Genomic DNA, 24,737 nt, shown 5'->3' with positions numbered 1-24,737 from the left:
TGAGCGTATATGGCTGAGCAGCTGTTTGTACGCTGAGTTAGCATCTGTCGCATTATAGTCAGGGATTATTGTGATGCCTAAGTTACTGACAGCTGTCGTCGTTAGCAGTATTTTTCTACTTCTAGGGTCGTCTGGTAATGCTCAGCAGCGCTTACCACCCCCACCAGGACCACCGCCACTGCCTAGTCCTAGTGGGGTGCCTCGGTCCGTGACGACACCTTCCCTTGGGCCGGGTGATTCGGGCGAGGCCGTCGCTGCATTGCAACAAGCTTTGAATCGTAACGGGATTGAAACAGGTCCGGTCGATGGTGCCTATGGCCCCATGACCCAGGCTGCTGTGGCAGAGTTTCAGCAGCTGTACGATTTGCCGGTGACCGGTGTGGCTGGCCCACAAACCCTCGATATCCTGGGGCTCAACCCCAATACAGTTGATGTGGTCGTAGAAGATGGTCGCAATGGCGGCAATGAGCAGGGAGATGATACGCCCTATGTGGCTGCCGTTATCGAGTCACGTAGAAAGTTAGGACAAGTTCAACAATCCTTTGGCAATGCCACCATAGACTATGTACGTCAGGGTGAGTTTATTAACATTGGGCGTTATGGCAGTCATGCTGATGCGGTTGCCCGAGTGCGGGAAGCTCGCCGATTAGGATTTGAAGCTCGCGTGCTTTATCAGCGATAAAGCCTTTATCAGCGATAAAGGCTGCGATAAAGGCTGGGTAAGCTCCCTCCGGGCTTGATTCTACGCTGATTCTACGATGCCCAGTGCCTGTCCTAGGCTGGGTATGGACGGGCATTGTTGTACGTAGTTGTAATACACCTCCTGGGATCGCTCTAAATTGAGATTGAGTCCCAAGTTAGTTCCCAAGACAATTAATCGTTTAATGCCTTGAATAGCAATTGGATTGACGGCGAGGGTACAGGCTTGATGCGTCGCATCAGTTTCAATCTGCAATGTTTGACGTAGAGCTTGTAAGATTAAGCCCTCTAAAATCGGTGTTGCTTGGGGTAGGGTGAGGTGACATCGCAAATGATTGGCTTCAATAGCGATACCCTCTAGCTCCCCTAGATAGCCTGTGCTGATGGCTAAAATGTGTTCGTCAATATCACTAAGGTCTTGTTCTAAACGTCGTAAAACGTCGATAACACGGTGGCTAAGGGTGATTTCGGCAGCTACCTGTAGTTCTCGGGGAACATCCATGCTTTCTCGATGAAAAGCCATGAGCACGCCATAGTTTTCCCGATAAATTTGGGTATACAGCTGGTTAAGCTGATCCAAGGTATTTTGGCTCAGCAGCTGCATAATGTGCTGTCGTTCTTCACTAAACAGCTGTTGTAAGTTAAAGGTGTACTCTCCAAACTGAGTCTGGATGGCATCAATTGTCTGGACAATGCTGCCCTGGGCAAAAATTCTGAGTACGGCTTCTTTAGCCCGGGCATAGGCAATTCGATTTTTGAAGGGGCGAATGCCACACAGGAATTCTTGGCCCCCTAGATGACATACGGCAAAGGTATAACAGCCCTTTGCCTGGGTGATTTCTGACACAATGGTCACCTGACCCAGGGCTAGGGTGAGGGCTCCCATGGTCTGTTTTTGATAGTCCTGGTGCGTTAGCGTATGGCAGTACAGACGCTGTTCGCGGTGATAGGTGTGAAACAAGGAGGACATTGCGTAGTGGGCCACCACCTGCTCGACACTGATGCGGGCAGGGCGTACCTGGGCTCGATAAACCCCAGCGCCATCCCTAAATAGGGGGATATTGCTGGGGGCCAGGGCTAGCTTGGCAATAAAGTCTTCTTCTAGCGACTCACCGCAGATTTCTTCCGCTAGTTCAATGGCACGGGCTGCGTAACGGAGCACCTGGGTGCCTTCTGGACGGGAAATTTCTTCAAAGAACCAACCACAGCTGGTATACATCAGCATGGCATGGCGCTGCATCTCTAAGAGAGACAAAGCATCTGTGCGTTCAACCTGTGTCAGCTCATGGTGCTGATGTTTGGCGAAAAATTGTTCGATGGTGAGGGGGGTGCGATCGCAAATAATATTGATATAGCTATCCCGTGCCGCCCAAGCATCCTTAAACAGATCTTCCCCAGTAATTTCGTAAATCTCGATCAGCTCATCCCTCAGCCAATCTAAGGCCTGACGCAATGGGGCACGCCATTGTTGGTGCCACTCACCACCGCCACCGCAGCCGCAGTCACTTTGCCAGCGCTCTACACCGTGGGCACAGCTCCAAGCCGTGACCGGTTTCAGTTCCAACTCCCAGGTGGGGGGAAATAGGCTGAGATACCGGGCATAGCTAATGACATTCCAACCCCGATCCATAAACTCATGTTGCAGAGCATAGGCTAAGGCACGTTCTGCCCCACCACGGTGGTGACCAAAGGTTTCTCCATCGGTGGCGACGGAAATTAACTGAGCCCCTTTGCGCTCGCCACGGATAGCCTGGCCGATGCGGTCAGCAAAGGACTGGGACGATTGCAAAATATCACTAAAGCCCATGTCCCCAGAAATCGGCCCGTCGTAGACAAAAATATCAATGTAGTTTTGCCCTGCCGGTAAACCTGGCACAAAACAGCGATAGGGACGGGTGGGATCAATCTGGCCGCCACCCACCTGATGCCATTCTCCGGCGGCCTGATCCCCAGTTGCCATCTGACGACAACGCTGTACCTGGGACGGAGCCACAATGGTGAACTTAATGCCCTCTTGGATTAAGACCCGCAGTGTATCTTGGTCAATCGCTGTCTCCGCCAGCCACATGCCTTCGGGATCACGATTAAATCGCTTACGAAAATCTGCAATGCCCCATCGCACCTGGGTGAGCTTGTCACGCTCGTTGGCCAGGGGCAGAATGATGTGGTTATAGACTTGGGCAATGGCATTACCGTGGCCGTTATTGCGATCGCAACTGCGTTTATCAGCAGCCAAAATTTGTCGGTATGTTTCAATATCGTGGCGAGCTAGCCAGCTCATCAGCGTAGGGCCAATATTAAAACTAATAAACTCATAGTTGTTGATAATTTGCAGTATCTGGCCCTGGTGATCCAGGATGCGGGCAAATGCGTTAGGGCGATAGGACTCACGCAAAATCCGTTCATTCCAATCATGGAAAGGGGCTGCACCTGACTGTCGCTCAACTACTTCTAGTGAGGGATTCTCTCGAGGCGGCTGATAAAAGTGCCCATGAACACATACATATACTTCAGACGAGGGCACCTCAGATGAAAGTACCTCAGACGACGGCATCAACCCTTGATTATCAGAGAATGATGTCGTCACAGAATGGGAATTAACCATGTTATGTGACACTGCACTATAGACAAAAATCTTCTAAAAAGAGACTGGCGATAGACTTTCCCTGGGATTCACCATATCCAGAGTGATTAGCCTTGAAAACTCAGCCTACATACACTAGCTAGAGTAATCGCCTGCTACGATATCAGGACCATGTATAGTCCAATGACACTTTAACGAAGGTAGGATTTCTGATCCAGCGTCGTTACGTTTCTCAAGGCAGTGTTACGTAAAAAAATATTCTCTATGCCTAATTTTTTCTGTTGTTCATTTTGTTGTGACGACATAACACTTTTTTCATGAGAGTGAGAATTGTTTAGGCATTATTGAGGCTACATGACGGTTCCATTCCTTATTTAAACCAATAAAGAAACCTGAGCTTTCAACCGTTGCTTTTGAAAACCCAGGCGATTTGGACAGTGCTGATGGGATGCATCGTTAAGACAGATGTACACCCAAGTAAGTTTTAGATAGATAGTTGGCAAGACGCTTCACGTTATTCTGCACGGCTGGGCGTACACTTTCTCCTGATCTGATCCCTAGAAAATTGGCAAAATCTTCATCAGACAGGGTGCCATTTTGATGCTGTCTAAATGCATCAATAACTGACAGTAGCTCATCGTTAGAAAACTGGTAGCCCATGGATGCGGCTAATTCAATCACTTTAGGAGCCCGCTGGCTAAGGGCTAACGATTCTTCGGGATCAAGGTTGACGCTGGAACTAATGTCGCCGTCCCCGCAGCCAAGCAATTGCTCAAGCTGCTTCTGGAGTGCGGTATTGCCAGCGGTTTTCTGCATAAACTGCAGAACATTATGGGTAGTCATGGTTAGCATTAGGGTAGGTTGTTCAATTGATCTAGTGAAAAGTCCCCCACGAGTTAATACTCCAAAAGGTCTATTCACATCACTAGCTATAACAACTCTGCCCCGCAGCTAATGTTAACAAAAACAGAAATTTTACCGAGCACCGCCAGAACGTGTACGTCTGGGCTTGCCATTGGGCGCAGGAGCAAAGCGATGGCGGTTACGACGTTTGTTACGTTTGTTGTGAGCCAAATAAGCCATGGTGCAGAGTCCTTTAACTAATATTACAGGTGCTGTCAGAAAGCCAATGGCCAACGTGGGTATAAAACGCTGGTTGTGATTTCTCTGTATTGGTTTCTTCAGAGACCCTGTTCGGAATTCCGCACTTTTCTAATCAAATTCCCCTTAACCTTAAACAGTGAACTCGCTGCTTCACCCTAATATTTTTTTAGGATATGTAGGTGTGCATTGGGCTCACCGCAGCCCTATAAAATGTGATGGGATCAAACCCAGTGCCTAGCATTAATGGTTCCACACACTTAAAATCCTATCTATAATTAATTTCGTATAAGACCCTACTAACGATGTCATGCTCGATCTCGTCGTTCTTGCTGAGAAACTTAAAACTGGCGATCTCAAAGATAAAAAGCTATCGCTGGCAGCTTTGCGAGACGTACCGGGGCCGGATGCATTAGAGCTGATTAAGTTGGTTCTGGATGATGATAATCAGCAGGTTCGCTCAATGGCAATTTTTGCGTTGGGTGTGAAGCAGACTGACGAAAGTTTTCCCCTTTTAGTCAAAATCTTAGAGACGGATCCAGACTATGGAATCCGTGCAGATGCCGCAGGTGCCTTGGGCTATTTGGAAGATCCCCGCGCATTTGAACCCCTGATTCATTCGTTCTATGAAGACACCGATTGGCTGGTGCGTTTTAGTGCAGCGGTATCCTTGGGCAATCTCAAAGATCCCCGTGCCCATGATGCTCTGATTCAGGCTCTCCACAGTCCAGAGGTGATTTTGCAGCAAGCGGCCATTGCTGCCTTTGGTGAAATCGGTGACCTGGAAGCCCTGGATGAAATTTTGGCGTTTGCTCAATCCGACGATTGGCTCGTACGCCAGCGATTAGCCGAAGCCTTAGGCAATATGCCTAGCGAGAAGGGGACATCAGCCTTACGATATTTGGCCAAGGATAGCCATCCGCAAGTGGCTGAAGCAGCAGAAATTTCATTAGATCGTCTAGCTGGACGTATTGTGGGCTTGGAAGGCCGCATCTAGATTCGACGTTGAGCCTAGTTATGCTCACGTTGGTCATGCTCATGTGAACAAGGTATCTAGCTCGCTGTAGTCGGGTAACGTTGTATCAATTTGTTTCCCTTGGTGGAGTACTACTCGATCCCACTGGGCCCTGGCTACTAATTCATTCAACGTCCGGGCCTTAAAGCAAATTAGACTGGCCCAATTGCCGGGGGCTAACGTTCCCATATTGGCTAGACCCATGAGTTGGGCAGGGCGACTGGCTAGACTTTTGGGCCAGTGGGTAAATGGACGATCGAGGTGACCAATGCGAGCTGATTGTTTAAACACCTCTAACCCATCATGATCGCCATAGGCATAGAACGGATCTCGGCAGTTATCGCTAGCAAGTGCTATGGGTATGCCGTAGTGATGCAGTTCATGCAGGATGGTCACCCCACGGTAGCGAGGCGTGTAAGCAGGCCGGCGATCTTGCAGATACAGATTACACATGGGCAGGCTAACAATGCCGATATTGGCAGCTTTGACCAGTGAGAGGGTTTTTTCGACGACTTCAGGGGACTGAACCGATAGGCTACAGCAGTGACCACAGGTAATTGAGCCTTGAAAGTCATGGCGTAATGCGGCTTCTGCCACATAGCGCAGGGTTATATCCTCTGGGTCGAGGCTTTCATCTGTATGGAAATCGAGATTTAGACCATAGCGTTGGGCCAGGGTAAAGACCTGGTCTAATTGGGCGATGATGTCTTTATTCATGTAGGCTACGCCGCCGAGGATGCCGCCAAAATTGGCCACTAGCTGAGCTAAAGGCTCACCGTCGGGGGTCAGGAAATAATCGAGGGATACGAGGCAGACAGCTTGTAAGGTGAGCCGATCGCTCCACTGACGTCGCAGCTGGTCAAATACGGTGAAATTGGTTTTGCCCAGGGGGCCAAAGCTGTCTAAATGGGTGCGAATAGCCTGGGTGCCGTGGGCATAGCTGCACTTCAAACCAAATTCCATGCGCTGATACAGTTCGTCAGGGTGCCAGTTGCCATGGTCCTGTCGTACAGTTTCTAGGGCTCCCATAAATGTGCCGTTGGGGTTAGGGCAGCGTGGCCAGATATGCCCCTTGTCCAAATGGGTGTGCATATCAACAAAGCCAGGCCAAATTAAACCTTGTTGTAGATCTACTTGTCGTTCTATGGCCGGTTGGGGGGATAAATCTGTTGTGTCTGTTGGCCTGATACTTGCGATCGCTCCCCCCCGCACCTCGACATCCACCGCCACTAGGTCTTCTTGATGCGGCACTGCCTGTAAAGATGGCATTGGCTTGAGGTCCGTATCATTCTCCAAAAAACAAACCGGTATTCGACCATTGGCTAACCAATAATGGTCTTCATCAGGAATAGCAACAAATCCAGTTTTAGGCATCATTCCGTATTCCGTTCCCCACTCCCTATTCCCCATTTTCAGTAGCTAATGTCGTTTACGTTAATTTTCGCGCCGAACCGCGCTCTCATGCCAATGCCGGAGCAGGCGATCAGACAGAACCGTTAACCCAACAAAAATAGCCACCCCTAGCACTGTCGTCATTAACAGAGCGGCAAACATGCGAGGAATTTGCAGGTTAAAGCTAGAAATTAGGATTTGATAGGCAATGCCAGAACGGCTACCGCCAGTGCCCGCCACAAATTCAGCGACGACTGCCCCAATTAGGGCGAGACCGCCGCTGATGCGCAAACCCCCTAGAAAATAGGGTAAAGCACTGGGTAAACGCAGATGAATTAGGGTTTGCCAGCGAGATGCTCCATAGATTTCAAACAGATTCTGGAGGTTGTGGTCAGCGCTGTTGAGACCCAGGGTGGTGTTGGACACAATGGGAAAAAAGGCCACAATCCAGGCGCATACCACCAGGGCCATAAAGGTGTTGTTTTGTAGCCAAATGATAATTAGGGGTGCGATCGCAACAATTGGCGTTGTCTGCAAGATCACCGCATAGGGAAAAAAACTGCGCTCCACCCACTTGCTTTGGGCAAATAAAACAGAAATCAACAAGCCTGAAATCACAGCAGCTAAAAAAGCCATCACGGTGATTTGAACTGTGATCAACAGTGATGGGAACAAATCTCCCCATTCTTCTATGAGAGTTTTAATCACTAGCCCTGGTCCTGGTAAGAGATAGGGTGGAGTATGGGTGGCGCGGACAAAAATATCCCAACCAATGACGGCTGTAATGCCTACCAATGCTGGAGCTAGCCAATTCCACACAGCTGCTGGTTTTCTCTGCTTAAACACCTGTTTTTGATTCCCTCTCTGATGTACGCTATCCTACACTCACACCTTCTTCTTGCGATAGAGCGGCCATAATCTCGCGACAATAATGATTAAACTGTGACGATGTGCGAAACGAATCTGTTCTGGGATAGGCTGCTTCAATGGGAATATCTGCCACAATTCGGCCAGGGCAAGCGGCCATAACGATAACCCGTGTGGAGAGATAGACTGCTTCATAAATATTGTGGGTGACAAATAAGACGGTCCAATGTTTGGCTTCCCATAGATGCAGCAGGTCACTGTTCAAACGGCTACGGGTCATTTCATCCAGGGCACCAAAGGGTTCATCCATTAGCAGTATTTGAGGTTTAGTGACCAGTGCTCGGGCAATGGATACGCGCATTTTCATCCCCCCTGATAGCTGGCGAGGATATCTGTGTTCGCAGCCGGAGAGGTCAACGGTGTTGATGGTTTCTTGAATGCTTGCCCGCACAGAACGTAATGACTGCCCCTTTAGCTTGAGAGGGAGATGAATATTGTCCACAACGCTGGCCCAGGGCATGAGGGCGGGATCTTGAAATACAAAGGCTAGATGCCGCTGCTGGCTAGGGTCTTGCCAGTCTATAATGCCGCCTGTGGGGGCACCCAACCCGGCCACTAAACGCAGCACGGTGCTTTTTCCACAGCCCGATGGCCCCACCAGGCTAATGAATTCCCCCGGTTTGACATCTAGATTGAGCCCCTGCAAAGCGACTGTACCGTTTTGATACACTTTATCGATATCCTTAAGGGAGAGCAGGGAGGCCGGCATAGGGGTTGTCGTGAATCGTCGAATTCTAGGGTAACGGCTTTGGTGCGATCGCATCGCTATTTTTGCTACTCTACAGAGGGAATGGGTGCAAACTTGAACCCTAGCCCCTGATTAATCATTGAGACAGCGGGTATTATGGGCCTAGAATTAAGCTGCTATATGGGTACTGACCTGTAGATATGAGCAATGGACTATTTGCCTGGCGTGTGGGTTTGCTGGGTATGCTCGGGTTTTTGGTATATGTTAGCCCTAGCTATGGCCAAAACGTAGTTTCCGATGGAACGGTGGGTACGACCGTTTCAGGCAATGCTTCTTTTATAGTCACTGGAGGTAGTCAGCAACTGACCACACTGTTCCATAGTTTTCAAGAATTTTCACCGAATACAGCTGATGTTCTATTTCAGTTAGATGGCACTCAGAGCACTGTAGATGTTGTTATTAGTCGCGTAACCGGTACAAATCTCTCTTTAATAGATGGACGATTACAGCTAACTGGTGGTAACAATCCAGATTTCTTTCTGATTAATCCCAACGGCATTACCTTTGGCGCTAATGTCGATTTGTTGTTGCCAGGCTCATTTTTTGCCAGTACAGCAGAAAGTGTTTTATTCAATGGTGGTCTGAGTTTTAGCAGCCGTCAGCCTGGAGATGCTCCTTTGTTGTCAGTGAGTGTGCCAGTAGGCCTACAGTTTGGAACTGTTGCCAGGCCAATTACTGTGGAGCAAGGAAGTCTAGTGGTTAATCCAGGAGAATCCCTAGGATTTTTAGGGGGAGATCTTCAGTTTACAGAAAGTCTCTTGAACGCCCCTGAAGGAATGTTATCTCTAGGTAGCGTAGCCTCCGGTAGTCAAGTTGGTCTGGATTTAGATACTTTTGTGCTGGCCTACACCAAAGCAACCTCTTTTCAGGATATTACCCTCGACCAAGGCACCGATGCTGATGTCAGTGGTGATGGCGGTGGTAGATTCCAAGTTCAGGGGCGTAATGTGAGGTTACTTGGTAATGCTACTTTGGAAGCCTCTAATCTGGGACCAATCGATGGTGGAACGGTGACCATTCGAGCGTCTGAACAGTTAGAGGTGACGGGTACAAATAGCAGCGATATTACCAGTGCTATCTTCGTGAATGTTTTTGATGGGGGACGAGGTAACCATTTGGTACTTGATGTCAGCCAGTTATTACTGAGTCAAGCCGCTTGGATCATCACCGATACTGAGGCTTCAGGTGTTAGTGGTGGTATGACCATCAACGCAAACGAGATTTTTCTTTTGGGTAATCCTGACGGAAATGAAGCTGCAACTGTTCTTAGTTCAGGCACGTTTGGCACTGGACGAGGAGGAGACATTGAAATTACTGCTGATCAATTAATTGCTCAGGGTATTTCACGGTTGACTAATGATGTGTTTGGAGTAGGCTCTGATGCTGGAAATGGGGGTGATTTAAAACTGAATGTTGGCTCTTTAGTCCTACGTGATGGAGCCCAGATAGGCACAGGACCGCTTCAAGGGGCAGGTGGTGATGCTGGTGAGTTAGTCGTGGTGGCAACAGACTTCGTGGAAATCACTGGATTTAACACATCTGTAGCGGGACCTTTGTCAAGTGGTCTATTTTCTACGGCTGAACCTGGCTCCACTGGTAATGCTGGCAACTTGAGTATCACCACGCCGCGATTAAGTGTTGTGCAGGGGGGTAAAGTCGCTGTCAACACAGTTGGAGATGGGGATGGGGGCAATATTACTATTCGAGCAGATGAAATAGACGTTGCTGATCCGATTATAGATTTTACTGGGGCAGTCAGTGGTTTAGTGGCCAATGCAGTGACTGGTTCGACGGGCAATGGTGGGTCGTTAGATATTGAAGCAAATCGCTTAACTGTGTATAACGGTGGGCAAATTACAGCGTCTACGGATGGAACTGGTAATGCAGGAAGCGTAACGATTCGTGCCGATGACATTGAGGTCATAGGACAATCGACAAATGATTTCCTGGGTAGCGGCATTATGTCTGGTTCGAGAACCAGTGCCGATGCGGGTTCAGTTAATCTCATCGGTAACCAGATTACGGTTCGTGATGGGGGTAGTGTCTCAGTCAATAGTCTTGATGGCGGTGCTGCGGGTAACTTAACGATTTCTACTGAGAGACTCTCTCTGAACAATGGCACCCTTCAGGCTAAGGTAACTGGAGGTAATGAAGGGGATCTCAACATCATGGCAACTGACGTTATCTTGCTGCGTCAGAATAGTCAAATTATTACCAGTGCCACGGGCATGGCAACAGGGGGAAACATTACCCTAACGGCTCCTGTGATAGTTGGTTTAGAGAACAGTGACATTGTTGCCAATGCAGTATTTGGAAGTGGTGGCAACATTGATATTACGACCAAGGGGCTGTTTGGGTTAGTGTTCCGTGGGCAACTCACCCCAAATAACGACATTACCGCAAGTTCTGAGTTTGGTCTTAGTGGTACGGTTGCCATTAGTAACTTTGATGTCCAACCAGATGCCGGTTTGGTAGAATTGCCTGCAAGCTTGGCTGATACGAGTAACCAGGTTGCTCAAGGATGTACGGGGGGGAGTAATCGGTTTGTTGCCACGGGGCGAGGGGGCGTGCCTGTGGTTCCGACTGAGAATATGAGTCAAGCTCTCACCTGGACTGATACCCGCGACCTCACTGCTTTTCTCAACCCCACCCAGGGTGACGTGCAGGTTGAGGTACCGGATGTGTCCACTGATGCGACATTAGCGGAGGCCAATGTCTGGTACAAGAATGAGTTGGGTCAAGTTGAGCTAGTTACAGCTAATGCCACTGTTCCACCCAATTTCAGGGCTACCTGTTCATTATCGCCTCGTTAAATTATGGGAGAAAAAGGATGCTTTTATCTGCTTAACGCTATTGTTGCTTTAGGAAAATTCTGGTTGCATTAGGGCAAAAGTCAGGCTATGGCGCGTTTGTCTTTCTACTTTAAAGGACTCCGTTGGTTTGGGATTGGGGTATTGGGATTTTTGGGGGCAGTTGCGATCGCCCTGGGGCCCCTTGCTTTACCTGTTCCAGCCGTTACCGAAGATGTTGTACCCGCTGCGTTGCAGATTTCCCCTGAGACAGACCCCCTGGCTGCCGGACGCACTTACTACCGCTCAGGACAGTTCGCCACTGCTGTTACACAATGGCAAATGGCAGTCCAGCAGGCTGCTCAACAGGGAGATCTAGCCCGTCAAGTCATGGGCTGGAATGGGATTGCCTCTGCCCATCAAGCGCTCAATAACTGGGACCAGGCCCATCAAGCAATTGAAAATAGTCGCACGTTGCTAGAGAGCGCCTCCCTTGCAGAACCCATTCTTTGGGCTCAAACTCTGAATACGCAAGCCAGCCTTCTCCTTAACCATAGTGGACAGGCTAAAACAGCTCTAGAGCTGTGGCAAAAGGCGGAGACGTACTATCTCCAAGTCGGTGACACAGCAGGTGTGTTGGGGGCTCGCATTAATCAGGCCCAGGCATTACAAACGTTAGGGTTTTACCGACGTGCCAAACAACAGTTGCAAACCATTACGCAACAGTTGGATACGATGCCTGATGGTGAGTTAAAAATTGCCGCTCTGCGCAGTTTGGGGCAAGCGTTACAGCTGATCGGTTCTCCCCAGCAGAGTTATAACGCTCTGGCCCAAAGTCTTGAAATTGCCCGCGATTTAGAGGCATCTCAATCTGAACTCAGTTCTATTTTCTTAAGTATTGGTAAATTGGTCGCCAGGATAGAGTCACCCCATAAGGCACTAGAGTACTTCCAGGCTGCAGAGGACGCGGCGCTCACTCCCCTCGATCAGCTCCAGGCTCGTTTAGATAAACTCTCCACCTATATTGAACTTAACGACACCATCGCGATTCCAAAAATCACAGAGCAAATTCAAACACAGCTTGTTACCCTGCCCCTGAGCCGGACAACCATATACAGTACGGTGAACCTGGCTCACCACCTGGCCCGCCTCCCCCGCGATGCTCAGCCCCTATCTGCACCTCAAATACATCAGCTATTGACCAATGGTGCTCAAGCCGCAAACGCACTCAAAGATCAGCGTGCAGAAGCGTATTCTCTCTTTCAGTTGGGACAGCTTTATCGTCAGAACCAACAATCTACCGATGCCCTTAATCTGACCCAAAAATCCCTTGCTATAGCCGAATCAATTCAGTCAGTAGACATCATTGCTCAGTCAGCCTGGCAACTGGGAAAGCTATTTGAGCAGCAGGGAGAATTACAATCATCAATCGAAGCTTATACCAAGGCTGTGGAAGCCCTTCAGCTTTTAAGAGGAGATCTACTAGCGATCAATCAAGATATTCAATTTTCTTATCGAGAGCAGGTCGAGCCCGTTTATCGAGATCTTGTTTCCCAACTCCTAATAGAAGGTAGTCAGGACTCTTTAGAAAAAGCACGACTCGTTTTAGAAAACCTGCAGATAGCTGCATTAGATAATTTCTTCCGGGAAGCTTGTATCGACATCGAGAGTAGTAACGTGGAGCAAATTGATCCCAACGCTACAGTTGTTTATGCCATCATTCTGGATGATCGATTGGCGGTCATTTACTCTCAGTTCGAGCAGCCGCTGCAAGTTTACGAAACCAAGATTGAATACACGACTCTTGAGGTAACACTGCGTTCATTTTTGGCGAGCTTGCATCCATCTACCGATTTCCAGGAACAGTTAAGCTATGCTCAAACCCTGTATAGCTGGTTGATCCGTCCGGCAGAAGACGCTGGTATCCTCAAGTCGGATCAAACACTGGTATTTGTTTTAGACGGTCTGCTACGCAATTTGCCCATGGCCGCTCTCCACGATGGACAGCAGTACCTAATTGAAAAATATGCTGTTGCCCTATCCCCTGGTTTAAAGCTTCTACCTGCTAATGCATTAGATAGCCAAGATGCTAGGGGGATTGTTGCTGGTATTAGTCAAGCTCGTGGCCGTTTTGCTGCATTGCCTGCAGTTAAAGAAGAGGTGGCCAATATCAGTAAGCTATTTCCGTCATCTCAGCTATTAGATCAACAGTTTACGCGTCAAGCCTTACGCGAAAGCTTGGCCGCTCGCCAAGTCAATATTCTTCACTTGGCAAGTCATGGTCAGTTTAGCTCTGATTTTAGCCAAACTTTTTTCCTGACCTGGGATGGGGCGATCAATATCAATGAACTGTCAGAACTCCTGGAACGTAGAGAAGCAGATCGTAGTCAGGCGATTGAGTTGTTAACCTTGAGTGCCTGTGAAACTGCTACAGGGGATGATCGGGCCTTGCTAGGTTTGGCTGGATTAGCGGTGCGCTCGGGGGCCCGTTCCACGTTGGCCACACTTTGGTCTGTTAAGGATGAAGTGGCTAAGCAGCTGATGATCGATGTGTATAAAAATTTAGGACAATCTGGACTAACTAAAGCAGAAGCCCTGCGCCAGGCACAATTAAACCTTTTAAACAAAAAAGACTTTGCTGATCCCTTTTTCTGGTCAGCCTATGTACTCATTGGTAATTGGCTCTGAGGTGAGTCTGTTAAAAGAAGACGAGAAACTTCCGTGGATTTACGGAAAAACTGCCCATGCTTTTTCACAACAGTCTTTCCGTGGATTTACGGGGAAAGCCCATGGCAAAGGTTTTTCTGATAATCTTTTTATTACTTTGCGCCGTAAGGTGCTGAAATAAATAAGGGTAAGTGGTTCCTTTTTTATTAAAATTGACAAAGACCTGTCATGGATGACAGCGATATTGTTGCTAAATAGTTACAATTCCCATTAGAAATCTGTTTATTAAAGAATTACTCTAGCTCTAGTTGACGTCTTGGTGCTTGCATATAATGCATATTTTTTGAAAGGAACCTTAAGCCTTCAATTTTGATGCGGTGTGCCAGAGGTCAGTCATGCTTTTGGTGCTTTCATAAGGGGCATCTGCAAGCTTGTGTTCCTATGGATCATTACTTCAGAAATCTTACTGGGGGTTGAGTGAGGCTGATGACTATGAAGTGTGGCGTTTCGATACGTTTGGTCAGATTTGCTGGGACGGTTCTAGGTGTCTGGCTAGTCACCCTAGCGCCTGGCTTAGCCGTGACCTTTATTCCTCCAAGTGATAACACCGCCCCCCCTCAAGCTGATGGGGGAGCTTCCCGCGGTAGTCGTATTCGGTTTATTCCGCCTCAAGATAATTCAGCGCCTGCAAGTGCAGATGGCGGTGCGACGCGCATTGGTTTTATTCCACCGCCAGAAAACTCTGCCCCTGACCAAGCTGCGAGTGGCGCGTCTAGAGTAGGGGATGCTGAAGATATTGCACTACTATTCTTGCCAAATGGTGGCACAGTAGATGAATTCGCCCATAACAACAATGGGACTGCTATGTTGGCGGTAACCCCATCAAGTCTTTATGGCCTCACTGTTTCAGCGCGACCTACAATCATGGCTTATTTGCCTGAAACTGAGGCTCATACTGCAATTTTTAGTCTTAAAGATGAGACGCAATCCGTCATTTATCGTCAGGTTGTTCCTCTGAATGAGGCTGATGGCATTTTAAGAATTACTCTGCCAGAGGGGGCTCCAGAATTATCCATTGGTGAATATTATCAATGGTATGTAACGTTGCAAACGGGCAAATATATTAATCCAGGTAGTCCCTACGTGACAGCTTGGATTAAGCGAGTTGATATGGCCTTGGTGCTGGCTCAGGCAGATTGTCCTACGCAAGATGGTTTAGCTAAAGCTAAGGCATTAGCCCAGGCTGGTATTTGGTACGATGCTGCTGAGCAACTGGCTGCACTACAAATCAACTCTCAAACCCAGGCTGATACGGCTACTAATTGGACTGAATTCCTTGGATCGGTTGGTTTAGATGTACTGTTAGAGCATTCTTTTCTTTAATTAACCCGCAGCGTATATTATCTGTTAAAAATGAAGTCTAAACTTTGCTGGTGAAGGGTGTGTGTCGATCATCATTGACTGATTTAGACAGCAAATCTTGAATACTTCATAACGTCTGCATGGAGTGTAATTTTGACAGATAGATTAATCAGTACGTGTTTTTAATTGCCCTGAGACAATTTATTCAACAAGCTAAGCCCATTTGGCTTGTGGCACCCAGCGTGGCAGCTATTGTGATGTTTGCTAATGGGTTTGGTCTATTAAATTTGCTGGAATGGACTATACGCGATGAGTTCTATCGTCGTCGTTGGTTAGGGCCTACTGACGAGCGGGTAGTGGTGGTCACCATAGATGAGCCAGATATCCAGGCGTTGGGGCACTGGCCGATTACTGATGAAGCCTTGGCCCAGGTGTTGAACAATATTCGAGCTCAACAGCCTCGAGTGATTGGGTTAGATCTTTATCGAGATTTACCAGAAGAACCAGGGCACCAACAATTATTGGATGTTTTTAAGACAACGCCTCAACTCATCGGTGTTGAAAAGGTGTTTGGTACGCAGGTAGCCCCTCCACCGATCTTGGCAGACTCTGGCCAGGTGGCTGTTGCCGATTTTGTGGTAGACAAGGATCAAACAATTCGACGTATTTTAATCGTTGCTGAAGATAAACGAACGTCTGTTATTAAAACTGGGTTGGGTACTCAAGTCGCCCTTAATTATTTAGAAAAGGATAATATTTTTCTTGAAGCTATAAATGCTGAGCGCCAGCACTTTCGGTTAGGGCAGGCTGATTTTTTGCCAATGGTGCGACGGACGGCAGGCTATACCCATAGTGAACTCGGGGGCTATCAAATTTTGATGGGTTGGCATGGTCCCAGTCAGCGATATCAGCAAATTTCAATTATGGATGTGCTGGCTGGTAAGATTCCTGAGAATTTGATGCGCGATCGCATTGTCTATATCGGTTCAGTGGCAGCCAGTACTAAGGACTTTTTTGGTACTCCCTACAGTAATAGCTTCATGCCTACGGATCAGCGTATGGCTGGTGTGCTTGTCCATGCCAACATTACCAGTTATCTATTAAACATTGCCCTGGGACAGCGACCTTTATTGAAGGGATGGACATGGGAGTATCAATGGGCCTGGATTATCCTATGGTCCTTATTTGGAACCGTGGGCAACTGGTTTTTGGAAACCTATAATCATCAAGAAAATCGTCAGCAGCGCTGGTTTTTAATGCCAAGCATTGTCACGGCAATGGGTACTATGTTGTTGCTGGGGGGAAGTTATGTCAGCTTTCTGCTGGGATGGGTAGCCCCTGTGGTATCACCGATGGCTGCTTTGGTGGGTAGCGCGATCGCAACGACTAGTCGCTTTAAAAAGCATCGGTTACAGCTCACAAATCAACAATTAGAATTTTCTAACCAACAGCTTTTGGATTATTCGCTCACCCTGGAAACAAGAGTAAAGGAGCGCACCCAAGAACTGGCTCAAGCTAAACAGGCTGCTGATAGTGCTAATCAAGCAAAAAGTGAGTTTCTAGCCAACATGAGCCATGAGTTGCGTACTCCCCTTAATGGCATTTTGGGATATGCCCAAATTTTGCAAAACTCACGGACGTTAACGAACGAAGAACACAATAAAATTTCAGTTATTCATCAATGTGGCAATCATTTGCTTACTTTGATTAACGATATTTTGGACCTTGCAAAAATTGAGGCACGTAAGCTTGAACTGTTTCCCAAAGATGTGTATCTAGAACCACTTTTATCTGGTGTGGCTGAGATGTGTCAAATTCGGGCCAGTGCCAAGCAGCTGGCTTTTAACGTTGACTTTGATTACCCCCTGCCTCAGATCGTGCGGATTGATGAAAAACGATTTCGCCAAGTCTTAATCAATTTGATGGGCAATGCGATCAAATTCACCGATCAAGGCAGCGTTACTTTCAGAGTAGAACAATTGGATAATCTCCATTCTGGTCATTCACCAGAGCTACCTCACAGTTGTCGGTTACGCATATCGGTTGAAGATACGGGAATTGGCATCATTGCGGATCAATTGGAACAGATTTTTAGACCCTTTGAACAGGTTGATAATAGCCAGCGTAAGTCAGAAGGCACAGGTTTAGGGTTGGCGATTAGTCAACAAATTGTCAATTTAATGGGTAGCCAACTTCAGGTGCGTAGTACTCCAGGAGAAGGCAGTCTATTTTGGATGGACTTGGAAATTCCTGTATTGGACTATGGCGATGGTAATAACCCTATAGCTTTAAATCACACCATTGTTGGTGTTAAAGGGAAAGTCCCCAGTATTTTAGTGGTTGATGACAGTGCAGAAGACTCTAACCTGTTGTTAGATTTTCTTGATTACATGGGATTCCAAGCCCATAGTGTTGATAATGGTCTCTCAGGCTTAGAGTTTGTCAAACAGCAACCCCCTGATCTGATTATCACTGACTTGATCATGCCAAATTTAGATGGCATTGAATTTCTTCAGCAGTTACGCCAGACACAAGAACTCAATACCATACCTACTATTGTCATCAGCGCTAGTGTTTTTGAAGCTGACCGCCAACGAAGTTTAGCTGCTGGAGCTAATGTTTTCTTACCCAAACCCATTGATTTAGATGCTTTAACAGAAACACTAAAAACACTACTCAACCTACAGTGGATATATGATGAGAGCGATTGTAATAATCTTACCCTTGACACACGTCAGCCTGCTGACATAGGTGTCCATATACCTGTTTTAATTCCCGATGCTGTTTTAGATGAGCTCTATGACTGGGCGATGATGGGGAATGTTCAAGATATTGAACAAAAGCTAAAGACCCTAGTGGTGACAGACGCTCAATCACAACAGTTAATTAACACCCTACAAAAGTTGGCTGAAAATTTTCAAATTTCAGAAATCAAACAACTATTGCAAGTTCACGTGTCATCGAGAAGATTTTTATGAGTGTCTCCTGTGATAAACCAGTGCGGATCTTGCTTGTGGACGATAAACCCACAAACTTAAAAATGCTGTCCGATGCGCTAAAAGGTAATGATTGGACGATGCTGGTTGCTACTGATGGAGTATCTGCCATTGAACAGGCTCAATATGCTCAGCCTAGTCTCATTTTACTGGATGTGATGATGCCAGGTATTGATGGTTTTGAGACCTGTCAGCGGCTAAAGACTAACGCTAAAACGAAAGCAATACCCATTATTTTTATGACCGCCCTCTCGAATTCTGACTATAAAGTGCGCGGGTTAGAGATGGGGGCTGTAGATTATATCACTAAACCTTTTCAGCAAAAAGAAGTCATCGCTCGCGTCAAACTTCATTTGCATTTGAAATTTCTGGCTCAAGAGTTAGAAGAAAAAAATAAATTGTTAACCCAGGAGATTACTGAAAAAACTGTGGCAGAATCTCGGCTGCAACAATTAGCTCAAGAACTTGAACATAGGGTTGAGCAACGTACGGCTGAATTGTCAGATTCCCTAAACAAATTGCAGCAGGCCCAGTTACAGCTAGTCCAAAGCGAAAAAATGTCGGCATTGGGGAATTTGGTGGCAGGTATAGCCCATGAGCTCAATAACCCCATTAGTTTTTTGCAAGGTAATTTAGGGCCCCTCCAAGAGTATATTCAAGATCTGTTAGCTTTAGTTGAAGCGTACCAAAAGACATTCCCAGAGCCAGGGCAGGCCATTCAAGAGCAGATTGAAACAATTGAATGGGACTTTTTACGCCAGGACTTAGAAAAGATTTTGTCTTCATGGTTCACTGGCATGGAGCGTATTCATAATATTAGCGATAGTCTTCGAACTTTTTCACGGGCAGACAAAGAACATAAGGTATTGTTTAATGTCCATGAAGGTCTTGATAGCACATTGCTAATTCTGAGGCATCGCCTCAAGGCCAATGAAACTAGGCCAGAAATCGAAGTTAAGAGACATTACCAGAATATTCCGGAAATTGAGTGTTTTGCGGGGCAACTCAATCAGGTGTTTATGAATCTGTTAGCCAATGCCATTGATACGTTGGATGATGTTAATCAATCATCCAGTTGTGACATGGGTCAATCCCGAGTAAATCTGATAACTGTCAGCACTGGCTTGGCAGTAAATAGTAATAATATTGTGATAAAAATTGAAGATAACGGCGCAGGTATGGATGAAGCGATCAAACTACGCATTTTTGATCATTTATTTACAACCAAAGAGGTTGGTCGGGGGACAGGTTTGGGCTTAGCTATCGTGTGGCAGATTGTAGTTGATAAGCACGGTGGCTCTATTGATGTGACATCTACTTTAGGACAGGGAACGTGTTTTACCCTGATGTTGCCGCTCCAATCTGGAATAATTTAGCTAATGAAAGCAGATTAACGTTGTTGGTAGGCGATATTGATGCCATTGGAATAGGTTCGTTGACATCGCTTCTCTGTTATTCTAGACCCCGTTATCAAACGCTCATACTGCTGAAACGTTGAAAATTATGCCACCAACGGGACACCCGGAGGCAGCTTATAGTTTCTAACTTTGCCGGATGGCATATCAATCGGATTATGGCATTGAGAGACAAATTCTTAGCTAAAGTATTGTTGGGGTTAGGGCAATGTGGCTGTTTACTCTTGTATTCGGCTATTGGCCAAAGGCCTGAAGGCGCTCTCATAGCCCAGGTATCGCCGCTCCCTCCTGATACCCCCCCCGACATACCGCTCCCTCCTGATATCCCCCCCGACATACCGTTGCCAGATGAACCCTTGCCACCTTCGTTACCTTCGCCCGATGAGTTGCTATCGCCTGGTGGAGATACATTATCGCCGCAGGATGATTTAGGTGAGGGTGATGCTGCTTTCTATGTGGCAGATATTGAAGTTGTTGGCAGTACGATTTTTGATGCAGACGATTTTGCGGATCTGCTGGACCAGTACCGTGGTCGCCAGGTTAGTTTTAATGAACTGTTACAACTGCGTTCGGCCATTACTGATCGATATTTAGAGGCAGGATATTTAACGTCAGGGGCGTTTATTCCACCCCAAACCCTGGTCGATGATACGGTCATTGTTCAAGTGATTGAGGGTGAGTTAGAAGAAATTATTGTTCGGGGCACCCAGCGGTTACAGCCCGACTATGTGAGGAGCCGTGTGGGTTTGGTGGCCCAGCCACCGCTTAACGTTGATAACCTTTTAGCGGGTTTGCAGCGGTTACAGCTAGATCCATTAATTGAGACAGTTTCTGCTGATTTGCAGGCAGGTGTGAGCCAGGGCACTAGTTTGCTGGTTATCGATATTGTTGAGGCTGATTCATTTGCGGTGAATACGGGCTTGGCCAACAGCCGGTCGCCCAATATTGGGGGGACTCAGGTAAGTGTCGGTGTAGACGAAGGCAACTTATTGGGTATTGGCGATCGCATTACTCTGGGCTATAAGCACACTGATGGCAGTGATGGTGTGGACTTTAGCTATACTCTGCCGGTTAGCCCCAATGATGATACGGTGCGACTGGCCGCTGGGTATGCCGATAGCCAGGTGATCAATTCTGCCTTCTCAGTGCTCGATATTTCCTCTGACAGTGCCTATTATGAGTTGGGCTATCGTCGTCCTTTGATTGAAACCCCCACCCAGTCGGCGGCTTTGGGCCTCACACTCTCCCACCAGACCAGCCAGACCCGTTTAGGCCTTGATGATATTGGGCCATTTCCCCTGTCTCCGGGGGCCGATGAGAATGGCCGCACTCGCATTAGCACTGTGCGGTTTTTTCAAGAATGGACCCAGCGGAGTCAGCGTCATGTACTGGCATTGCGATCGCAGTTCAATGTCGGTGTTGATTTACTCGGTGCCAACATCAATACTGATGCACCTGACAGCCGTTTCTTTTCCTGGCGAGGCCAGGGACAATGGGTGAAACTGTTGGGCAAACCAGATCAGCTCTTTTTTCTACGGGGTGACATTCAGGTTACCACTGACGATTTGCTCTCCCAGGAAGAGTTCAGTTTAGGCGGTGCTCAAAGCGTACGGGGCTATCGGCAAGATGCTTTGCGACGGGATAACGGGGCGCTGTTAACGGCAGAGCTGCGCTGGCCCATCGCCAGGGTGCCAGAGCTGGATGGCTTGTTGCAAGTGACACCCTTTGTCGATGTGGGCACCGTTTGGAATGATGACGGGAGTTCACCGGGACCCGATACGCTAGCAGGTATTGGTTTTGGCCTACTCTGGCAACAGAGCAACAACGTGTCAGCCCGCATAGACTGGGGCATTCCCTTAGTTGATTTGGATACGGACGATGAAGGCCTGCAGGACAGTGGGATTTATTTCTCAGTGCAATATACGCCGTTTTGAGGTTGCTCCCAATCTAAGGTAGGGCCTCTGGGTTAACGAATCTGCTGAATGATTGTTATGCCATCCAGCAATGTGCGATCGCTACTAATGTGCGATAGTTTTACCTGGGCATCATCAGAAACCCCTGACTTTAAACGCTGCTGTCGTAGTTGTTTAAAGCTACCGGCGGCTAAAAGATTGAGCTGAGGGGAGGTAATATCATTCTTCTTACGCTTCAATGCATAAGACTCATTGGCCCGTTGCATATGGCGGTCAAATGTCCGCAAAAACTGTTGTGGCTCAGCGAGTTTTGTCGCTTCTGCCAATTCCATATTGAGAACGTAATAGGGATCAATGAGAGATTTTGAGAGAGTGACGCAAAAATCTTCGATGGGGAGATTGCCCTGCAAAGCTGCCATTGCCTGGGTAACATGATATTCAGTGGTTTTTTCTGAAATCGCTGAGAGGACTCCCCCCTGGCGATAACGAAAGACGATTACTGGCACACCTTGGTATATATCCACCACCTGTAGGACATCGCCAATGTCATAACGACAAAAACCTGAGTAGTTGGTGACGAGCACGCGATAATATTCACCCACTTCTAGCTGGTGAGGCAGTAACGTTTGGGGATTGCTCTTTTCCCATTGATCGGGAGGAACAAATTCAAAGAAGTTTGTTTTGATAGCTAAAATAGCCCCATCTGCATCAAGTCGACAGTAGCTACCAAATGTGGCTTCTGATGCGGCATAGGTGCCCCCAAAAATCGGTGTTTTGCCAAAATATTTGTCAAAACGCTCGAAGTAAAAATCTGAGGGGCCGCCACGGGCGGTGACCAAAAAAGATAAATTTGGCCAGACATAGCGGGGTAATAAACACCCATGTTGCTTGAGTAAGGTTTGTAGCTGTTTGGCCCGTTGCGGCTGAGGCGATAGGTGTTTTTGTAGAGTCTGACGCAGTTCAGCCTCTAGAAGAATGTCTTGGGAAATATCACCGCGGCCAATATCATCGATCAAGGCTGGCCCAAAACGTTCTAAGTAGCTGCAAAACTGCAGCATAATGAGCGGAAAGTTGGCAGCTATGGACGTGAGGTTTTCCTGACGGAGTCCAAATAGCAGACAGACATAGTTACGGGCAGCTGTGTCGCTCACCCGCATGGCATCGTAGGGCTGGGGAAATAGCTGTTTGAAGACCCAAGGATGGGTGCTTCTTATCTGATTGCCGCTGACGTGGCCATAGGTAATGCCGCCCTCAGTTTGCCCTAAGGGCGTAATCAATGTGGTTAGCAATAGCTGCCCTAAACCTCTACCCTGGGCTCGAGCTTGCTCAAAGGCATAACCCATGGCAACCTGATTGGCATAGGAGCGAGTTTGCTGGACTCGTTTAGTGATGGGGATGAGCTTGCGGCTGCCGGTGGAGCCGCTGCTCATGTTAAAGTCCTGCACCGGAAACGGCGACACCACGTTAGTTTCGCCGGCTGCCGCCCGTTCAAAATAAGGGGAATATCCGTCATAGCGCCAACAGGGCACCCGCTGACGAAATTCCTCAAGGTTACTGATGCGGTCTAGTTTTAATGCTTTTCCCAGGACCGTGTCTTGCTGTTCTTTCAGTAATTTTTGTAGAAAGCGGGCTTGGATGGCTTGGGCCTGGGGCAGCTGACGGGTAAAGGCTCGTTGCTGCCACTGGGCGGCCATCGCAAACACAGTTAAGGATAAATGCATGGGGGCATGGGGCATGGGCAACTTCACAATCCGTCTTGTCTGCGTAAAAATCCTTCACAATAATAAGATGAAGCAGTAGATTTATTGGCGTGCCTCTGTGTTTGTCCTTAATGGAGTTATCAATGCCTCAGCCTCTAGTTTTTGTCATTAGCTTTGTAGCGGCCTTTGTGTTTGCCAGTTTTGTTGAGTATTGGCTGCATCGGCTAATGCATTCCTCTCCTCAAGTTGGCCAGCGCCATCGCGATCACCATCGCCGCAATGAAGGCCAGGGTGTGGTGTGGGAGTTTCGAGATTATGTCGTGGGAAGTGCGATCGCAATGGCCATTCCCTTTATCTTTTCCCTGCTGGTGGGTTTAGGCTGGGCCAGCGGCGCGCTAGTGTATGCCGCCTTTTCTGCCTATGCCCACCAGCTACAGCATGAAAACCCTCGCAAGTGCTTCTGGATGAAGATGCCCGTCCACTACATACACCACAAGTACGGCATGTGGAACCACAACTTTGGCCTGGGCGTTGACTGGTGGGACCATATTTTTGGAACTTACAAGCCAGTCGAGTGGCCAACGGAAGACGATTTGCCAGAGCTACCCATGCTGGCAGTCAGATGGTGGTAGGTCTGTAGAGGCGTTCCAGGGAACGCCTCTACAGACGCCTCTATACACCGTCCCTACCGGCTAAAGCTTTCGTAATTTTCCTTAGCCTGTTTCACCTGAGGTGATAGCGCTAAAAGTTTGGATACAGCCGCATTTACCCAAGACAGAGGAAAATTAAAGGGGCGCTCAATATCTAAAAACAACACCACACGATAGCCATTGGTGTCGTTCCAAACCTGGTGGTAGTAGGTGTCATCAAAGATCAAGCTTTTGCCCTCTTCCCAATGGGTAATGGTGGTGTCCACCCGAATGCGACAGGCTTCCTTCGGTTCTGGCACCCGGAGACCCAGGTGATAGCGAATTAGGCCTTTGTGTTTGCCGCGATGTTCAGGGATGTGTTTCCCAGGGGCCAAAATAGAAAAGAAAGCCACCTTTAAGCCAGGAATATCCTGGAGCAGCTCCCAGGTTTGAGGGCATTTTTCACAGTTTTTAGTAGCAACAAAGCCAAACGCACAAAAATAATAGGTTTTCCATTTATTATCTGGGCTAATCCGATTCTGGCGCGGCATAATATCCTGAAAACTGGGCAGAGCATCCACATCAGTTAACACCTGATCCAGCTCTTGGCGAATGACAGTCCAGTTGTTCTCAAGTGTTGTTGCCCAAGGGAACGTTTCCGGTGGAAAAATAGACGCATTGCCGAGGGGAGATGAGTTGCCAAGCCACGCTTCAAATCGGCGATACCAGGGGCGGTCAAAAATTGGGTGAATAGGGGTGTCTGGACTTTGGGGCTGAGTGATTTGCATAAACAGCGTAAT

General features: G+C 47.8%; 17 protein-coding genes. 10 read left to right on the top strand and 7 right to left on the bottom strand.

All coding sequences use genetic code 11. The features are described from left to right. Positions 1-73: 73 nt before the first annotated feature. The gene (locus SPB21_RS16290) at positions 74-682 is read left to right on the top strand and encodes a peptidoglycan-binding domain-containing protein (protein WP_499061726.1); all 609 of its coding nucleotides are present in this window, start codon (positions 74-76) and stop codon (positions 680-682) included. A gap of 60 nt (positions 683-742) precedes the next feature. Here SPB21_RS16290 and SPB21_RS16285 read toward each other — a convergent pair whose 3' ends face one another. Both SPB21_RS16285 and SPB21_RS16280 read right to left on the bottom strand, forming a co-directional pair. Next, entirely contained in the window at positions 743-3,304 is a 2,562-nt protein-coding gene (locus SPB21_RS16285) for a DUF3536 domain-containing protein (RefSeq protein ID WP_499867163.1), read from the bottom strand. A 435-nt stretch (positions 3,305-3,739) separates the two neighbouring features. After that, positions 3,740-4,126, bottom strand: a complete 387-nt coding sequence (locus SPB21_RS16280; protein WP_163667291.1) for a Nif11-like leader peptide family natural product precursor — start codon at positions 4,124-4,126, stop codon at positions 3,740-3,742. A 568-nt stretch (positions 4,127-4,694) separates the two neighbouring features. Between SPB21_RS16280 and SPB21_RS16275 the strand changes: the two genes are divergently transcribed. Beyond that, positions 4,695-5,381, top strand: coding sequence for a HEAT repeat domain-containing protein (locus SPB21_RS16275; protein ID WP_490794618.1), 687 nt, complete (start codon positions 4,695-4,697; stop codon positions 5,379-5,381). A gap of 39 nt (positions 5,382-5,420) precedes the next feature. Here SPB21_RS16275 and SPB21_RS16270 read toward each other — a convergent pair whose 3' ends face one another. The 3 genes from SPB21_RS16270 to SPB21_RS16260 are packed head-to-tail and all read right to left on the bottom strand — an operon-like array spanning position 5,421 to position 8,427. Continuing rightward, positions 5,421-6,776, bottom strand: a complete 1,356-nt coding sequence (locus SPB21_RS16270) for a cytosine deaminase (protein ID WP_499867161.1) — start codon at positions 6,774-6,776, stop codon at positions 5,421-5,423. Positions 6,777-6,833: 57 nt separating this feature from the next. Further along, entirely contained in the window at positions 6,834-7,637 is an 804-nt protein-coding gene (locus SPB21_RS16265; protein WP_163667301.1) for an ABC transporter permease subunit, read from the bottom strand. A gap of 28 nt (positions 7,638-7,665) precedes the next feature. Continuing rightward, on the bottom strand, positions 7,666-8,427 hold the full coding sequence (locus tag SPB21_RS16260) for an ABC transporter ATP-binding protein (RefSeq protein ID WP_499867160.1): 762 nt from the start codon (positions 8,425-8,427) through the stop codon (positions 7,666-7,668). A 179-nt stretch (positions 8,428-8,606) separates the two neighbouring features. Between SPB21_RS16260 and SPB21_RS16255 the strand changes: the two genes are divergently transcribed. The 7 genes from SPB21_RS16255 to SPB21_RS16225 all read left to right on the top strand — a co-directional run bounded on the left by SPB21_RS16255 (position 8,607) and on the right by SPB21_RS16225 (position 21,629). Beyond that, positions 8,607-11,279 (top strand): two-partner secretion domain-containing protein, encoded by a 2,673-nt coding sequence (locus tag SPB21_RS16255; protein ID WP_499867159.1) that lies wholly within the window; start codon positions 8,607-8,609, stop codon positions 11,277-11,279. Between the two features lie 87 nt (positions 11,280-11,366). After that, positions 11,367-13,943: a CHAT domain-containing protein gene (locus tag SPB21_RS16250; protein WP_499867158.1), complete on the top strand. Its 2,577-nt coding sequence runs from the start codon at positions 11,367-11,369 to the stop codon at positions 13,941-13,943. Next, positions 13,918-14,103: a hypothetical protein gene (locus SPB21_RS16245; RefSeq protein WP_163700962.1), complete on the top strand. Its 186-nt coding sequence runs from the start codon at positions 13,918-13,920 to the stop codon at positions 14,101-14,103. The genes SPB21_RS16250 and SPB21_RS16245 overlap by 26 nt, the downstream gene beginning before the upstream one ends. Positions 14,104-14,408: 305 nt before the next feature. Further along, positions 14,409-15,305: a DUF928 domain-containing protein gene (locus SPB21_RS16240; RefSeq protein ID WP_250565885.1), complete on the top strand. Its 897-nt coding sequence runs from the start codon at positions 14,409-14,411 to the stop codon at positions 15,303-15,305. A gap of 209 nt (positions 15,306-15,514) precedes the next feature. Beyond that, the gene (locus tag SPB21_RS16235) at positions 15,515-18,262 is read left to right on the top strand and encodes a CHASE2 domain-containing protein (RefSeq protein WP_499867157.1); all 2,748 of its coding nucleotides are present in this window, start codon (positions 15,515-15,517) and stop codon (positions 18,260-18,262) included. Beyond that, entirely contained in the window at positions 18,259-19,656 is a 1,398-nt protein-coding gene (locus SPB21_RS16230; RefSeq protein ID WP_499867156.1) for a sensor histidine kinase, read from the top strand. Before SPB21_RS16235 ends, SPB21_RS16230 begins: the two co-directional genes overlap by 4 nt. Positions 19,657-19,853: 197 nt before the next feature. Further along, positions 19,854-21,629 carry a ShlB/FhaC/HecB family hemolysin secretion/activation protein gene (locus tag SPB21_RS16225; protein ID WP_499867155.1) on the top strand — a complete coding sequence of 592 codons (1,776 nt, stop codon included), beginning with the start codon at positions 19,854-19,856 and terminating at the stop codon, positions 21,627-21,629. Between the two features lie 32 nt (positions 21,630-21,661). Here the strand turns inward: SPB21_RS16225 and SPB21_RS16220 are convergent, their stop codons facing one another. Further along, entirely contained in the window at positions 21,662-23,329 is a 1,668-nt protein-coding gene (locus SPB21_RS16220) for a GH3 auxin-responsive promoter family protein (RefSeq protein ID WP_499867154.1), read from the bottom strand. A gap of 122 nt (positions 23,330-23,451) precedes the next feature. Between SPB21_RS16220 and SPB21_RS16215 the strand changes: the two genes are divergently transcribed. Next, positions 23,452-23,940, top strand: coding sequence for a sterol desaturase family protein (locus SPB21_RS16215; protein WP_490795474.1), 489 nt, complete (start codon positions 23,452-23,454; stop codon positions 23,938-23,940). Positions 23,941-23,993: 53 nt separating this feature from the next. On the opposite strand, the gene SPB21_RS16210 is transcribed toward SPB21_RS16215, so the two are convergent. Continuing rightward, positions 23,994-24,725: an aspartyl/asparaginyl beta-hydroxylase domain-containing protein gene (locus tag SPB21_RS16210; RefSeq protein ID WP_499867153.1), complete on the bottom strand. Its 732-nt coding sequence runs from the start codon at positions 24,723-24,725 to the stop codon at positions 23,994-23,996. Positions 24,726-24,737: the final 12 nt, after the last annotated feature.

Origin of the sequence: Leptothoe sp. ISB3NOV94-8A, from assembly GCF_043421595.1 — a bacterium.
Classification (GTDB): Bacteria; Cyanobacteriota; Cyanobacteriia; order Phormidesmidales; family Phormidesmidaceae; genus Leptothoe; species Leptothoe turfae.
Note: the sequence above shows the minus strand (reverse complement) of the source record. Positions and strands in the feature narration are given on the sequence as shown.